The following is a 14298-nucleotide window of genomic DNA, read 5'->3' as shown; positions in this document are numbered from 1 at the left end:
GGCCGCCGCAGGCGGCAAGCGCGACGGCCAGGGCGATGGCGACGGCGGATCCTGGGTAACGGCGCATCGTGCGTTCTCCTTGTCCCGGAAGGGGGTGACCATTCATGGACGAGGGTGCGACCCGCATGCGCCGCCGGCCTTGATCGGGATCAAGTTCCGGCCGCTGGCGGCGCGGCAATGGCGCCGGCTTGATCCAGGTCAAGCGGTTGCGGATGGCGGACGCAGCGGGCGTCGCCGGCCTGACCTGGATCAGGGCGGTGCCCGCGCGGGGCTGTTGTGATCGCCGACACTCCAGTCAGGAAGTCCCGCCATGTCCCATGTCCAGGCCTTCGTTCCCGAGTTCGGCGCATGCCCCGAGCGGGCGATTCTCGAAGCCATCGACGCGGCGGGTTGCGAGGGCGGTTGCGACGGCGGTTGTGAAGCATGCGGCGAGCGGTGCGACGGTGACCGCTGCCGGATGCGCGCGTGGCCCGACGACGGGAGCGCGCCGTACCGGCGTTGAGCGCGAGCGATGCGCGTGCGGGTGGCTCAGTCCAGGAGCTGGCGCAGGATTCCGAGCGGGTGATGGGCGCGCGCGATGGTGTATATGAGCGCGAAAGTCGCCAATGCCGCGATGTAGGCCGGCAGCCGCCAGCGGTTGCCGAGCGAGCGCCTGATCGCGCAGACCCCCAGCCCGATATACAGCACCAACAGGGCCAGCTTGGCGGCCAGCCAGCCGTTGGCGAACACCGTGCCGGGCAGGATCGCCAGCAGCATCAGCGCGGCGGTCAGCAGTGCGGTGTCGATCAGGTAGCTGCTCCAGCGGACCAGCGGGTGGTGCGGCCAGCGCATGCCGGCGATCACGCAGGCGCCGCGCAGCGCGAACAGCAGTCCGCTGCATAACGCCAGTGCGATGTGGATGGACCTGATCTGGGGATAGAACTCGATCATCGGGCGGTTGCCTGTGCGGTGCGCTCAACCGGGCTTGCCGTCGACGCGCGGTGAGAGGTAGATGTGGCCCATTCGCAGCGCCCAGGGGCCCAGCGCCAGCAACCACAGCGACGCCGACAGCAACTGCCAGGTCAACGGCGCGGCGGCCAGCTCGGCGCCGATCCGGCTCAGCGCGCACAACTGGATCGTCGCGAACGCGAACCAGGCGATCGGCGGCATCCGCAGGCTGCGGCCGGAGTGGCCACGGGTGACCCGGGTCACCATCGCGATCAGGACGCTGCCGAAGAAGCCGATGAACAGTGCGTGCGCGGGTGCGCGTCCAAGCCAGAAGGCGCCGGTCAGCTGGTAGGCGGCGCTCTGGGCCGCGTACAACGCGAATGTCAGCGGCAGCCAGAGACTGCCGAGGAACAGCACCTTCAGCAGGCCGGGTGCGGGGCGGTCCGGCCACCATCGCAGCAACAGCATCGCCGAGCCGGCCAGCAGCGGGATGTCGACCAGCCACAGCCATGCGTAGGCGTGATGCAGCTCCAGCGTCAGGTGGGCCGCCAGCAGTGCCCAGAACAATGCCAGCACCCAGCCCGGACGCCACGGCACATAGCCGGGCACCACGCGGCTGGCGAAGAACGGGAACATCCGGTGGGCGACGGTCAGGTAGACCGGCAGCAGCATCCCGAAGGTGCCCAGCTTGATGCTGACGAAGGCCGCCGTTGCCGAACCGCCCCAGACATGGCCGCCCCAGAACAGCAGGCCGACGAAGCCGATCGCGAGTGCGGCGAAGCAGGAGCGCGCGTGCCAGTTGCCGTCGCGGTCGCGCAGCAGGCATCCGCCCAGTGCGACCAGCCCGGCCAGCCATCCTGCCGCGGTCATTGCCAGGCCTACGGAAATGCCAGGCCCCCAGCCCAGCGCGCCGAGCAGGGTCGCCAGCTGGCCGCCGAACATGCCCGCGCCGACCGGCAGGAAGCGCCGCGCGGTGAACCCGGGCAGGTCCAGCCAACGCGGAAATGTCGTCAGCAGGAAGCCGAAGATGAAGCTGGGCAGCATCTGGTACTGCATGACGAAGGCGTGCAGCCAGCCGGCGTAGGGCTGCGGTTGCGGCATCGCCGGCAACGCCCCGCGCGCGGCGGCGAGCCATGCCGTCCACCAGAGCATCGCCACCAGCAGGTTGCCGCAGCCGATGAAGAACATCAGGCGGTGCGGTGCGGCCCCCAATCGATACAGGGACGGCGGCGGCAGGGCGGACGAATCGTGCATCGGCTCAGGATCGGCCAGGTCGTGGTGCGACCGCCTTGATCCAGGTCAGCTGCAGGGTGGCCGGGATCGAAGACGGCCGGCGCGGGCGGGCCCGCGCCGGCGTGCGCCACTCAGTCCGCCATCTCCGCGGCGCGTTCGGGCAGCGTGCCGCGCCGGGGCGCGACCCACAGCCTGAGCACGAACCAGGCCAGTGCGACCGCGCCGATGCTGAAGATCGTGTCGCCCGGTACCCGCATCCACACCAGCAGGTCGACGAGCGGCTGCTGCATGAACTCGGCCGATCGCGCATGGGCGTAGCCGTGTTCGATCGCGGCGATCAGCTGCATCGTGCCCAGCGGAAGCAGGGTGAGCAGCGCCATCAGCGCCAGGCCGATGTTGAGCGACCAGAACGCAAGCTTCAGCGCGCCGGTGTTCCATGCCATCTGCCCGCGCAGTCCGCGCAGGCAGAACAGCACCAGCGCGATGCCGAGCATGCCGTAGACGCCGAACAGCGCGGTGTGGCCGTGCAGCGGGGTCAGGTTCAGACCCTGCATGTAGTACAGCGACAACGGCGGATTGATCAGGAACCCGAACAGACCGGCGCCGACCAGGTTCCAGAACGAGACCGCGATGAAGAACAGGATCGGCCAGCGGTAGCGGGCCATCCAGGGAGTGGCCCGCCCCAGCTTCCAGGTGTGGTAGGCCTCGAAGCCGATGTAGGCCAGCGGCACCACTTCCAGCGCGCTGAAGCTCGCGCCCAGCGCCACCACCGCGGTCGGCGTGCCGACGAAGTACAGGTGGTGCAGGGTGCCCAGCACGCCCCCGGCCATGAACACGATGGTCGCGAACAACACCGCGGTCGTCGCCATCGACGCCTTCACCAGGCCCAGGCGGGTGAAGATCAGCGCCATCACGGCGGTGGCGAACACTTCGAAGAAGCCTTCCACCCACAGGTGCACCAGCCACCAGCGCCAGTATTCGACCTCGGACAGATGGGTGTGCTCGCCCCACATCAGCGCGGCGCCGAAGAACAGGCCGATCGCCACGGTCGACATGAACAACAACGCGACGATCGACTTGGACTCGGTCGCCGGCCCGCGCAGCACCGGCCACAGCGCCCGGCCGACCAGGGTCAGCCACAGCAACAACCCGACGAACAGGAACCACTGCCAGAAGCGCCCCATGTCCGCGTACTCCCAGCCCTGGTGGCCGAACCAGAAGTTGTGCTCCAGCCCCAGCTTCTGCATCACCGCCATCCACTGGCCGGCGAACGAGCCGATCACGATCACCAGCAGGCACACGAACAGGAAGTTGACCCCCAAGCGCTGGAAGCGCGGCTCGTGTCCGGACAGCGCCGGCGCGATGTACAGGCCGGTGCCCAGCCAGGCCACCGCGATCCACAGCACCGCCAGCTGCGTATGCCAGGTGCGCGACAGCGAATAGGGCAGTACCTCCGACAGCGCGAAACCATAGGCCTGCTGTCCCTCGACCTGATAGTGGGCGGTGATGGCGCCCAGCAGGATCTGGACCAGGAACAGGGCCAGCACCACCCAGAAATACTTCGCCGTTGCCCGCATCGAGGCGGTCACGCGGATGCCGGCCAGCGGGTCGGTCGCCGGCAGCCGGGACGGGGCGTCGTTGCGGTCGTGGGTCACCGCGTGGTGCCAGCCGAGCAGGGCGATGCCGGCGAGCAGGAACAGCACGCTGAAGGCCGACCACACCCACATCGGCGCCGCCGGCGCGTTGCCGATCAGCGGTTCGCTGGGCCAGTTGTTGGTGTAGGTGACGACCTGTTCGACCGGTGCGGCGTTGCCGTCGTCGGCGCTGGCGGCCGGGCGTTCGGTGCCGGCGGCCCAGGCGGTCCACCAGAAGAACGCGGTCAGGGCGCGGCGGTGCGCCGGGTCCGGCACGGTGTTGTCCTTCATCGCATAGGCTTCGCGCAGTTCCGCGGTGGCCGGATCGTTGCCGAACAGGCTTTCGTAGTGCGCGGCGACGTTGGAGATCGCGGCGGCGCGGTCGCGCGCAATCGTGATCGTGCCGGTCGCGGCGTCGTAGGTGTTGCCGCGCATCAGCGCCTTCAGCCGCCCCTGAAGCCGCGCCTGTTCCTCCGGTTCCAGTTGCGACCAGGCCGCGACGCCGCCTTCGGCGCGGGCCCACAGGTCGAGGATGCCGGTCGCCTCGCGGTGCAGCCAGTCGGCGCTCCAGTCCGGCGCCACATAGCCGCCGTGGCCCCAGATCGATCCCAGCTGCATGCCGCCGATGGACTGCCAGACCTGGCGGCCGCGCTCGATGTCGGCGCGGGTGAAGATGACGTCGCCCTGGGCGGTGACCACGCGTTCGGGCATCGGCGGCGCATTGCGGAATATCTCCCCGCCCGCCCACAGCAGCACGCTGAACGATGCGACGAGGAGGAGGGCCAGGCCCATCCATAGCTTTCGGGTGCTGCTCATTGACGGTCTCCCGGTTCGGACCGGGAGATGGTCGCGCCGGCGTCCGTGCGGCTCCTTGATGCAGGTCAACCGGAACGGCCGGAGCCGCGCGCTCAGCTGCGCAGCACCGGGGCGGCGAGCGCCTGCAGGCGGGGCGGGTCGGTCAGCTCGAGTTCGCGGCGATCGACCTGCAACAGGCCGTCGCGCTGGAAGCGCCTGAGCACGCGACTGACCGTTTCCGGCGCCAGTCGCAGGTAGTTGGCGATGTCGGTGCGCGCCATCGTCAGCTGGAAGCGCGTGGGCGAGAAGCCGCGTGCCGCCAGCCGTCGCGACAGGCCGATCAGGAACGCCGCCATGCGCTGGTCGGCGCTCCAGTCGCCGGCGTGCAGGGCGGCGCGGCTGATGTCGCGGCTCATCAGCCGGAACAGGTGGCGCTGCAGCCCGGGCAGTTGCGTGGCCAGCACCGATATCCGCGGGAACGAGAACCGGCACAGCATCACCGTGTCCAGCGCCACCGCGTTGCAGGGATAGTGGTCGCCGTCGATGGCGTTGAGGCCGATGACCTCGCCGGGCAGGTGGAAGCCCAGCACGTGCTCGCGGCCGTCGCGGTCGACGATGTAGGTCTTCACCGTGCCGGCGCGGACCGCGGCGATGGCCTCGAACGGATCGCCCTCGCGGAAGATGTGTTCGCCCTCGCGGAACGGGCCGATGTGTTCGACCAGCATGTGCAGGTCGGCCAGGCCGCTCTTGTCCATGCCCTCGGCCAGGCAGGCCTGCGAGAACGCGCAGGTCGAGCAGAAGCGCAGCGTGTCGCCGTCGTTGGCGAAGGTCCGCGAATCGTTGCGCGGGAACGCGGCGGGATCGCCGGCGCCGTCCGCGGCGCGTCCGGACACCGTTGCGGGATCAGATGGCACGCGAGTAGCGGAGGGTGTTCGCTGGGACATCCTGATGCAGGTACCGGTCGAAACACATCGCCATGTTACGCAGAAGCAGGCGGCCGCGCGAAGTCGCCTGCAGGCGCTTGCCGTCCCACCGCGCCAGGCCATCGTCCAGCAGCGGCTGCAGGCGCGCCAGGTCGGCGGCGAAGTACTCGTGGAAGCGCAGCATGTGGCGGCGCTCGAACGCGGGCACCTCGATGCAGCCCTGGCACATCAGCTGCTGGATCAGGTCGGCGCGGATCGTGTCGTCCGGGTCCAGCCACATGCCGCGGGCGACCGGCAGGCGTCCCTCGTCCAGGGCGGTCTGCCAGTCGGCCAGCTCGCGCCGGTTCTGGCTGAAGCTGTTTCCGACATGGCTGATCGCGCTCACCCCTAGGCCGATCAGGTCGGTGTCGGCATGGGTGGTGTAGCCCATGAAGTTCCGATGCAGGCTGCCGTTTTCCTGCGCCCGGGCGAGCTCGTCCTCGGGCAGGGCGAAGTGGTCCATGCCGATGTAGCGGTAACCGGCGGCGGTGAGCTTCTCGATCGTCAACTGCAGCAGGGCCAGCCGCGACGCCGGCGACGGCAGTTCCTCCTCGGCGATCCGGCGCTGGGCGCGGAACAGGCGCGGCATGTGCGCGTAGCCGTAGACCGCGAGCCGGTCGGGGCGCGCCGCGGTGACGATGTCGAGCGTGCGAGCGAAGCCCTCCGGCGTCTGTCGCGGCAGGCCGTAGATCAGGTCGACGTTGACCGAACGCATGCCGTGGCGGCGCGCCGCGTCGATGATGGCGAGGGTGTCCGCGGCCGGCTGGATGCGGTTGACCGCTTCCTGCACCCGTGGATCGAAGTCCTGGATGCCGAGACTGACGCGGTTGAATCCGATCGCCGCCAGCTCGCCGATCTCCCCCGGCGAGACCTGGCGCGGGTCGATCTCGATCGAGATGTCGCGGTCGTCGGCATCGCTGAAGCGGAAGTGATGGCGGAGCGTGTCGACCGCCTCGCCCAGCTGTCCGGGGGCGAGGAAGTTGGGCGTGCCGCCACCGAAGTGCAGCTGGATCACTTCGCGGTCGCGGTCGAACAGCGCGGCGGTCATCGCCACCTCGCGGTACAGGCGCGCCAGGTAGGCCTCGCCGCGCGCGGTGTCGCGGGTGATGATCCGGTTGCAGCCGCAGTAGAAGCACGGACTCGTGCAGAACGGCACGTGGACGTACAGCGACAGCCGGCGCGGGATCGGGTCGCCGTTGCTTTCCGCGGCGGCCTGCCGCAACTGCGCCTCGTCGAAGCCGGCATCGAACTGCGGGGCGGTCGGATAGGAGGTGTAGCGCGGGCCGGGGCGGTCGTAGCGACGCAGCAGGTCCGCATCGAAGGCGAAGGACGTGTCCATGGCGACAGCCTATGCAGGCGCGCGGCGCGCGGTCTTGATCCGTGTCAACCCGGCATCGATCCGGACGCGTCCGCCTGCGGCGGCGATGGACGCGTTGGGCCCAGTCCCAGTCCATGGCGCAGGCTGCGGCCGATGCGCGCGGCGTGGTCGCCGACGATCCGGGCGTTGTCCTCGCCCAGCTCTTCGCGCGCGGTCTCGTTCCACAGCGCCAGCCAGCGTTCGAAGTGCTCCGGCTGGATCGGCAGCCGGCGGTGCATCGCCATCGGGTTGCCGCGATAGCGCCCGCTGCGCAGGACCACGGCGCTCCAGAAGTCGATCAGGGTCGCGATGTGGACATCCCAGTCCTCGACCACCGGCGCGAACACCGGCCCCAGCAACGGGTCCAGACGGACCCGCTGGTAGAAGCGTTCGACCAGGCGCGCGATATCCGCTTCGGCGAGCGGCGCGTGGGCGGTCGGCGCACCGGGGATGGGCGCCGCGGCGCTCACGGCTTCAGCGCGAGGCTGCCGCGCATCACCGCCGAGTGGCCGGGGAAGGTGCAGGTATAGGTGTAGCGCTCGCCGGCGTCGAGCCTGGCGACCGGGATCGCGATGGTCGTCGTCTCGCCTCCGCCGATGACCTTGCTGGAGGCGATGACCCGCGCGTCCGCGGGCTTGACGTAGTCGTTGGCCGCGCCCGCGGCCATGCCGTCGCGGTTGATCGCATCGATGTCGGCGCTGCGGCCGAGCACGAAGTTGTGGCCCATCACCGTCTTGGGCAGTTTGCCGGTGTGCTTGAGGGTCACCGTGAAGGTCTTGCACGAGGCCGGTACCGACAGCTCGTGGACCGTGTACTGCATCGCGTCGGTGCTCTCGATGGTGGCGGCGCAGGGATCGGCCGAGGCCGGCGTCGCCGCCATCGCGAGTGGCAGGGCGAGGGCGAGCAGGGCGAGCGCCTGGGGAGCGGAACGGCGGGGCGTGGACATGGCAGGGACTCCTGGAACGGTCTGCCGACAGTCTGCGCCGCGCGTCCCGGGCGCGACTTGATCCAGGTCAGGTGCGCGGGTGAGCGGCCGTCGCCGGGGCGTCCGGGAGCGGGCGAATGCGGCCGCGGGCGGGTCGCCATAGCCGCTATTCATTGGACACGGAGGTCCCGACTTCGTCCAAAATGGTGGCTTGGGCGCAGGCGGCCCACGAAAAGCGCGGGCACCCGGAGCGGTGCCGCTCATCGGCAATGGCCTATTTGTTTATATGAATCAATGAGATGGGCGTGTCATGCTGCTGATGATCGACAACTATGACAGCTTCACCTGGAACCTCGTGCAGTACCTGCAGACGCTGGGGGCCGAGGTCAAGGTGGTGCGCAACGACGAGCTCGACGTCGCCGGGATCCGCGCCCTGGCGCCGCAGCGGATCGTGATCTCGCCCGGTCCGTGCACCCCGAACGAGGCCGGTGTGTCGGTCGAGGTGATCCGCGAGCTGGGGGCGCAGGTGCCGATCTTCGGCGTCTGTCTCGGCCACCAGAGCCTGGGCCAGGCCTACGGCGGCCGGGTGGTGCGGGCCAAGCGGATCATGCACGGCAAGACCTCGCGCATCCGTCACCGCGGCGAGGGCGTGTTCGCGGGGCTGCCGGACCACTACGAGGCGACCCGCTACCACTCGCTGGTGGTCGAGCGCGACAGCCTGCCCGAGTGCCTGGAAATCACCGCGTGGACCGAGTCCGACGCCGACGATGCGCCGGCGTTCGACGAAATCATGGGCCTGCGCCACCGCGAGCATCCGGTCGAGGGCGTACAGTTCCACCCCGAATCGATCCTGACCGAGCACGGTCATGCGCTGCTGAGGAACTTCCTCGAGCGGCCGGGCGCGAGCTGAGCGGTCGACACGCGCGCCCGATCCACCATCGCCGCCGCCCGGCGGCCCATTCCTTGAGCGAACACGGAGTCCAGCCCATGCCGATCACCGCGCAGGAAGCCCTGCAACGCACCATCGAGCATCGCGAGATCTTCCACGACGAGATGGTCGAGCTGATGCGCCAGGTGATGCAGGGCGGGGTGAGCCCGACGATGACCGCGGCGATCCTGACCGGATTGCGGGTGAAGAAGGAGACCGTCGGCGAGATCGCCGGCGCGGCGACGGTGCTGCGCGAGTTCGCGCGCCCGGTCGAGGTCGCCGACCGCAGCGGTCTGGTCGACATCGTCGGCACCGGCGGCGACGGCGCCCATACCTTCAATATTTCCACCGCCAGCATGTTCGTCGTCGCGGCCGCCGGCGCCAAGGTCGCCAAGCATGGCAACCGCAGCGTGTCGTCGAAGTCGGGCAGCGCCGACGTGCTCGAGGCGCTGGGCGCCTGCATCGAGCTGCAGCCGGAACAGGTCGCGCAGTGCATCGATCGCTGCGGCATCGGCTTCATGTTCGCGCCGGTGCATCACCCGGCGATGAAGGTGGTCGCGCCGGTGCGTCGCGAGATGGGCGTGCGCACCCTGTTCAACATCCTCGGCCCGCTGACCAACCCGGCCGGCGCGCCGAGCATCCTGATGGGCGTGTTCCATCCCGACCTGGTCGGCATCCAGGTCCGCGTGCTGCGCAAGCTCGGCGCGCAGCGTGCGCTGGTGGTGTGGGGGCGCGACGGCCTCGACGAGCTGTCGCTGGGCGCGTCGACCCTGGTCGGCGAGCTGCGCGACGGGCAGGTGCGCGAGTACGAGGTGCACCCGGAGGACTTCGGCATCTCGATGGCGGCGACCCGCAACCTGCAGGTCGGCGACGCGATGGAGTCGCGCGACATCGTCCTCGACGTGCTGTCGGGCAAGCCCGGGCTGCCGCTGGAGATCGTCGCGATGAACGCCGGCGCGGCGCTGTACGTGGCCGGCGTCGCCGACAGCATCGCCGACGGCATCGAGCGCGCGCGCGAAGCGATGGGCTCGGGCGCGGCCAGGGCCAGGCTCGACGCGTTCGTCGCCCTGACCCGCGAGCTCGGCGCGCGGGCGCCGGCCTGACCCGGGGGCGACGATGAGCCGCGACGACGCCTTCGCCGAGCTGCCCGAACCGCCGTACTACGCGGTGATCTTCAGCTCGCGCCGCAGCGACGGCGACGACGCCGGTTATGCCCGCGCCGCCGACCGCATGGTCGAGCTGGCGCGGCAGCAGCCGGGTTTCCTCGGGGTCGAGTCCACCCGCGGTGGCGACGGCTTCGGCATCACCGTCAGCTACTGGACCGACGAGGATGCGATCCTCGCGTGGAAGCGCCACGCCGAGCACGCCGCGACCCGCGCCCACGGTCGCGAACACTGGTATCGACACTTCGAACTGCGCGTGGCCAGGGTCGAACGCGCCTACGGAAAGAAACAGCACGCATGAGCGACATCCTCAACACCATCCTCGCCCGCAAGGTCGAGGAGATCGAGCAGCGCAGCCGGATGCGGCCGCTGGAAATGGTGCGCGCGCGCGCCGAGGCCATGCCGGCCACGCGCGGCTTCGTCCGCGCGATCGGCGGGAAGATCGGCGCCGGCCAGGCGGCGGTGATCGCCGAGGTCAAGAAGGCCAGCCCGTCGAAAGGGCTGATCCGCCCGGACTTCCACCCGGCCGAGATCGCGCGCAGCTACGAGGCCGGCGGCGCCGCCTGCCTGTCGGTGCTGACCGACGTCGATTTCTTCCAGGGCAGCAATCTCTACCTGGGCGAGGCCCGCGGCGCCTGCGCGCTGCCGGTGCTGCGCAAGGACTTCACCATCGACCCCTACCAGGTCTACGAGGCGCGGATGATCGGCGCCGACTGCATCCTGCTGATCGTCGCCGCGCTCGAGGACGGACCGATGATCGAGATGGCCAACCTGGCCCACGAGCTGGGCATGGACGTGCTGGTCGAGGTGCACGACATCGACGAGCTGGAGCGCGCGCTGCAGACCGACTGCGAGCTGATCGGGGTCAACAACCGCAATCTGCGCACCTTCGAGGTCTCGCTCGACACCACCCTGGCGCTGAAGCAGGCGGTGCCGCCGGACCGCACCCTGGTCACCGAGAGCGGCATCGCCACGCCGGCGGACGTCGCGCGCATGCGCGAGGCCGGGATCGACGCGTTCCTGGTCGGCGAGAGCTTCATGCGCGAACCCGACCCGGGCGCCGCCCTGCAGAGGCTGTTCGCGGCATGAGTGCGGTCGGCGGCGACGACGGCGTTGCCGGCCGCGGCTATCCGCCGGCGCGGGCGGACGCGCCGCTGGTGGTGTTCGACTTCGACCACACGCTCTACGACGGCGACTCCGGTACCCACCTGTTCCGCTGGATGATCGGGCGGTCGTGGTGGCGGGTGGCGATGGCGGTGCTGATCGCGCCGCTGTTCGGACCGCTGGTGGCGTTCCTGCCGACCCGCCGGTTCGGCATTTCCGGCTTCGTCTGGGTGGGCTCGGTGTTCGGCCTGCATGGCCGCCGCGATCTCGACGCGGTGATCGACCGCTACGTCGACGGCCACCGCGAGCAGATCCGCGCCCGCCTGCTGCCGATCGCGCTGGAGGTGCTGCACGGGCACCGCGAGCGCGGCGACCGGGTGGTGGTCGCCACCGGTGCGCCGCCGGAGCTGGCGCGGGCGATCCTGGCCTTCGTAGCCCACGAGGACGTGCCGGTGGTCGGCACCCGGGTCGGACCGCGCCTGGGCGGAGTCGGCCCGGTCCGCCACTGCCACAACCGGATGAAGATGACGATGCTGCACGAGGCCGGCTTCGACGGCACCGTGCACAAGGCCTATTCCGACAGCACCGCCGACCTGCCGCTGCTGCTGGCGGCGGCCGAGCCGGTGGTGGTGAACCCGAAGGCGCGCCGCGTGGACCGCTTCCGCCAGTTGCTGCCGGCCGGCACGCCGATCCTCAACTGGGGATGCCCGGGCCGCGCCGGCGACCCGGTGGCCTGAGCCGGCGGGGACGATATCCGGCTGCGCCCGGATATCTCCCAAAGTGTGCTGCGCAAACCTTGGGCCCCGCCGTTGCGCATCCATCCCCCCATTCGCGCTGCGCGCGAATCGCCCCCCTGACTCAGGGGGGAACGATATCCGGCTGCGCCCGGGACCGCGGCGTACGCCGCTCCCACGAGACCAGCCCATCCATCCCGCGCCGCTCCGCCGCTCTTTGTAGGAGCGGCGCAAGCCGCGATGGGGCCTTCATGGCAAGGCCCCGGATCGCGACTCACGCCGCTGCTGCGCAGATGCCGGCGCGCAAACGAAACGGGCAGCCCATGCCGCAAGCACGGGCTGCCCGTCGGGGACGCGGCGATGTCGCTGGCGTCAGCCGCGGGTGCCGTACAGCACCACGGTCTTGCCGCGGGCGTGCAGCTTGCCGTCGGCCTGCAGCTTCTTGAGCACGCGGCCGGCCATCTCGCGCGAGCAGCCGACCAGGCGCGAGAGCTCCTGGCGCGACACCCGCAGCTGGGTGCCGTCGGGATGGCTCATCGCCTCCGGCTCCCGGGCCAGGTCGTGCAGGGCGCGCACGATGCGGTCGGTGACGTCGAGGAAGGCCAGGCGGCCGGCCTTGCGGCTGGTATCGAGCAGGCGCCGCGAGATCTGCGCGCCGATCGCGTACAGCAGCTTCGGGGCATCCGCGGCCAGCCGGGTCATCAGCAGGTCGTAGAAGCGGTCGTGGCCGATCTCGGCCAGCTCGCAGGCGGTGCGCGTGCGAAGGATCACTTCGCGCTGCTCGCTTTCGATGAACAGGCCGAGCTCGCCGACGAACTCGCCGGGGCCGAAGTAGCCGAGCACCAGCTCGCGACCGTCGTCCTCCTCGGTGATGATGCTGACCGAGCCGGAGATGATGTAGTAGAGCGTGCTGGCCGGGTCGCCGGGCCGGAACACGTCGGTCCTCGACGGGTAGCGGCGGCGATGGCAGTGAACCAGGAAGCGCTCGATCGTGGCGGCATCCGGAGTCAGCGGGCTGTGGGTGCGGCGGAGCGCGGTGAGATGGGCGACCGGGTCGGCAGGCATAGGTTGAATTGGGTGTAGTGGTGATCCTTCAATCGACGGAGCTTAGGCCCAAGCGACGCCCGGGGGCAAATCCTGACGTTTTTGGCGGTGGCCGCGGGGCCGGAGCGGCGCCGTGCGCAGGTCCGTCGCGGGCCCTGAGAGCAAGCTCCGGCGGGGATCCGGGGCGGCTCGCGAGGCGGGATCCGCGACCCCGGCCGACCCGGTAGCGGAGTGCGACGCCGTTCACCTGACCGCGAGGCAATCGCTTTAACGGTCATGACGATTGCCGCATAATGCGTGCCCCCAGCCGTCCCCCGGAATTGCCGACGTGGTCAAGCCGTTGCCTCGCCTGAGGCTGCAGGGTTTCAACAACCTCACCAAGGCCCTCTCGTTCAACATCTACGATGTCTGCTACGCCGTGTCCGAAGACCAGCGTCAGCGCTACATCGAGTACATCGACGAGGCCTACAACGCCGACCGCCTGACCCAGATCCTGACCGACGTGGCGGAGATCATCGGCGCCAACATCCTCAACATCGCGCGCCAGGACTACGATCCGCAGGGCGCGTCGGTGACGATCCTGATCTCCGAGGAGCCGGTGATCGACAAGTCGCAGGCCAAGGGCGTGATCTCCGACGCCGTGGTCGCGCACATGGACAAGTCGCACATCACCGTGCACACCTATCCGGAGACCCATCCGGACAACGGCATCGCGACCTTCCGCGCCGACATCGACGTCGCCACCTGCGGCGTGATCTCGCCGCTGAAGGCGTTGAACTACCTGATCGAGAGCTTCGAGTCCGACATCGTGATCATGGACTACCGCGTGCGCGGCTTCACCCGCGACGTGAAGGGCAAGAAGCACTACATCGACCACAAGATCAACTCGATCCAGGACTTCCTGGCCAAGAACGTGAAGTCGCGCTACGAGATGCTCGACGTCAACGTCTACCAGGAGAACATCTTCCACACCAAGATGCACCTGAAGGAGTTCGACCTCGACACCTACCTGTTCGAGGAGAAGGCGCGCAACCTGTCGTTCAAGGAGCGGATGAAGATCGAAGCGCGGCTCAAGCGCGAGATCGAGGAGCTCTACCACGGGCGCAATCTGGTCGATTGAGCGCCGGACGCCGGGCGCTCGCCCCCGGGCCCGGAAAGCCGAAAGCCCGCCGTCTCCGGCGGGCTTTCGCGTATGTGGCGGGGCATCGATCGCGGCTTGCGCCGCTCCTGCGCGGGGACGATATCCGGCTGCGCGCGGATATCTCCCAAGGTTGGCTGCGCAAACCTCGGGCCCCGCCGTTGCGCTTCCACACCCCCATTCGCATCTGCGATGCGAATCGCCCCCTGACTCAGGGGGGAACGATATCCGGCTGCGCGCGGATATCTCCCAAGGTTGGCTTCGCAAACCTCGGGCCCCGCCGTTGCGCTTCCACACCCCCATTCGCATCTGCGATGCGAATCGCCCCCTGACTCAGGGGGGAACGATATCCGT

At 69.6% G+C, this 14298-nt stretch carries 16 protein-coding genes; 8 read left to right on the top strand and 8 right to left on the bottom strand.

Annotation, left to right across the window (positions count from 1 at the left end; translation table 11 throughout):
* Positions 1 to 280: hypothetical protein (locus FKV24_RS19640; protein WP_211371913.1), on the top strand; the 280-nt coding region annotated here is incomplete at its 5' end.
* Positions 281 to 310: 30 nt separating this feature from the next.
* The gene (locus FKV24_RS17830) at positions 311 to 502 is read left to right on the top strand and encodes a hypothetical protein (RefSeq protein WP_141483348.1); all 192 of its coding nucleotides are present in this window, start codon (positions 311 to 313) and stop codon (positions 500 to 502) included.
* 26 nt (positions 503 to 528) lie between these two features.
* On the opposite strand, the gene FKV24_RS17825 is transcribed toward FKV24_RS17830, so the two are convergent.
* The 7 genes from FKV24_RS17825 to azu form a co-directional block, all read right to left on the bottom strand.
* Entirely contained in the window at positions 529 to 930 is a 402-nt protein-coding gene (locus FKV24_RS17825) for a SirB2 family protein (RefSeq protein ID WP_141483347.1), read from the bottom strand.
* A gap of 24 nt (positions 931 to 954) precedes the next feature.
* Complete coding sequence (locus tag FKV24_RS17820) at positions 955 to 2181, bottom strand: NnrS family protein (RefSeq protein ID WP_141483346.1); 1227 nt, start codon at positions 2179 to 2181, stop codon at positions 955 to 957.
* Positions 2182 to 2291: 110 nt separating this feature from the next.
* A complete protein-coding gene (locus FKV24_RS17815) occupies positions 2292 to 4610 on the bottom strand; it encodes a nitric-oxide reductase large subunit (protein ID WP_141483345.1) in 2319 nt (772 codons plus the stop codon).
* 92 nt (positions 4611 to 4702) lie between these two features.
* Entirely contained in the window at positions 4703 to 5482 is a 780-nt protein-coding gene (locus FKV24_RS17810; protein ID WP_425481670.1) for a helix-turn-helix domain-containing protein, read from the bottom strand.
* Between the two features lie 10 nt (positions 5483 to 5492).
* Positions 5493 to 6890, bottom strand: a complete 1398-nt coding sequence (hemN, locus tag FKV24_RS17805) for an oxygen-independent coproporphyrinogen III oxidase (protein WP_141483343.1) — start codon at positions 6888 to 6890, stop codon at positions 5493 to 5495.
* Positions 6891 to 6934: 44 nt separating this feature from the next.
* A complete protein-coding gene (locus FKV24_RS17800) occupies positions 6935 to 7378 on the bottom strand; it encodes a group III truncated hemoglobin (protein ID WP_249041085.1) in 444 nt (147 codons plus the stop codon).
* Complete coding sequence (azu, locus tag FKV24_RS17795; RefSeq protein ID WP_111265557.1) at positions 7375 to 7854, bottom strand: azurin; 480 nt, start codon at positions 7852 to 7854, stop codon at positions 7375 to 7377. The genes FKV24_RS17800 and azu overlap by 4 nt, the downstream gene beginning before the upstream one ends.
* Positions 7855 to 8143: 289 nt before the next feature.
* On the opposite strand from azu, the gene FKV24_RS17790 reads away from it, so the two are divergent.
* From FKV24_RS17790 to FKV24_RS17770, 5 genes are all read left to right on the top strand, one after another.
* Entirely contained in the window at positions 8144 to 8743 is a 600-nt protein-coding gene (locus tag FKV24_RS17790; RefSeq protein ID WP_141483342.1) for an anthranilate synthase component II, read from the top strand.
* Between the two features lie 77 nt (positions 8744 to 8820).
* Entirely contained in the window at positions 8821 to 9864 is a 1044-nt protein-coding gene (trpD, locus tag FKV24_RS17785; protein WP_111265559.1) for an anthranilate phosphoribosyltransferase, read from the top strand.
* A gap of 13 nt (positions 9865 to 9877) precedes the next feature.
* The gene (locus FKV24_RS17780) at positions 9878 to 10225 is read left to right on the top strand and encodes an antibiotic biosynthesis monooxygenase family protein (protein ID WP_141483341.1); all 348 of its coding nucleotides are present in this window, start codon (positions 9878 to 9880) and stop codon (positions 10223 to 10225) included.
* A complete protein-coding gene (gene trpC / locus FKV24_RS17775; protein ID WP_141483340.1) occupies positions 10222 to 11013 on the top strand; it encodes an indole-3-glycerol phosphate synthase TrpC in 792 nt (263 codons plus the stop codon). The genes FKV24_RS17780 and trpC overlap by 4 nt, the downstream gene beginning before the upstream one ends.
* Entirely contained in the window at positions 11010 to 11765 is a 756-nt protein-coding gene (locus tag FKV24_RS17770) for a haloacid dehalogenase-like hydrolase (RefSeq protein ID WP_111265562.1), read from the top strand. Before trpC ends, FKV24_RS17770 begins: the two co-directional genes overlap by 4 nt.
* Before the next feature lie 369 nt (positions 11766 to 12134).
* Here the strand turns inward: FKV24_RS17770 and crp are convergent, their stop codons facing one another.
* Positions 12135 to 12827 (bottom strand): cAMP-activated global transcriptional regulator CRP, encoded by a 693-nt coding sequence (gene crp / locus FKV24_RS17765; protein WP_111265563.1) that lies wholly within the window; start codon positions 12825 to 12827, stop codon positions 12135 to 12137.
* A 307-nt stretch (positions 12828 to 13134) separates the two neighbouring features.
* Between crp and speD the strand changes: the two genes are divergently transcribed.
* Positions 13135 to 13926 carry an adenosylmethionine decarboxylase gene (gene speD / locus FKV24_RS17760; RefSeq protein ID WP_111265564.1) on the top strand — a complete coding sequence of 264 codons (792 nt, stop codon included), beginning with the start codon at positions 13135 to 13137 and terminating at the stop codon, positions 13924 to 13926.
* The last annotated feature ends 372 nt before the right edge of the window (positions 13927 to 14298 follow it).

This window comes from Marilutibacter maris (assembly GCF_006546735.2).
GTDB classification, from domain to species: domain Bacteria; phylum Pseudomonadota; class Gammaproteobacteria; order Xanthomonadales; family Xanthomonadaceae; genus Marilutibacter; species Marilutibacter maris.
Note: the sequence above shows the minus strand (reverse complement) of the source record. Positions and strands in the feature narration are given on the sequence as shown.

Excerpts from the sequence above, each read along its gene's own strand:
- FKV24_RS17830 (WP_141483348.1), top strand. The coding sequence starts at position 311 with ATGTCCCATGTCCAGGCCTTCGTTCCCGAGTTCGGCGCATGCCCCGAG.
- FKV24_RS17825 (WP_141483347.1), bottom strand. The coding sequence starts at position 930 with ATGATCGAGTTCTATCCCCAGATCAGGTCCATCCACATCGCACTGGCG.
- FKV24_RS17820 (WP_141483346.1), bottom strand. The coding sequence starts at position 2,181 with ATGCACGATTCGTCCGCCCTGCCGCCGCCGTCCCTGTATCGATTGGGG.
- FKV24_RS17815 (WP_141483345.1), bottom strand. The coding sequence starts at position 4,610 with ATGAGCAGCACCCGAAAGCTATGGATGGGCCTGGCCCTCCTCCTCGTC.
- hemN (WP_141483343.1), bottom strand. The coding sequence starts at position 6,890 with ATGGACACGTCCTTCGCCTTCGATGCGGACCTGCTGCGTCGCTACGAC.
- azu (WP_111265557.1), bottom strand. The coding sequence starts at position 7,854 with ATGTCCACGCCCCGCCGTTCCGCTCCCCAGGCGCTCGCCCTGCTCGCC.
- FKV24_RS17790 (WP_141483342.1), top strand. The coding sequence starts at position 8,144 with ATGCTGCTGATGATCGACAACTATGACAGCTTCACCTGGAACCTCGTG.
- trpD (WP_111265559.1), top strand. The coding sequence starts at position 8,821 with ATGCCGATCACCGCGCAGGAAGCCCTGCAACGCACCATCGAGCATCGC.
- FKV24_RS17780 (WP_141483341.1), top strand. The coding sequence starts at position 9,878 with ATGAGCCGCGACGACGCCTTCGCCGAGCTGCCCGAACCGCCGTACTAC.
- trpC (WP_141483340.1), top strand. The coding sequence starts at position 10,222 with ATGAGCGACATCCTCAACACCATCCTCGCCCGCAAGGTCGAGGAGATC.
- FKV24_RS17770 (WP_111265562.1), top strand. The coding sequence starts at position 11,010 with ATGAGTGCGGTCGGCGGCGACGACGGCGTTGCCGGCCGCGGCTATCCG.
- crp (WP_111265563.1), bottom strand. The coding sequence starts at position 12,827 with ATGCCTGCCGACCCGGTCGCCCATCTCACCGCGCTCCGCCGCACCCAC.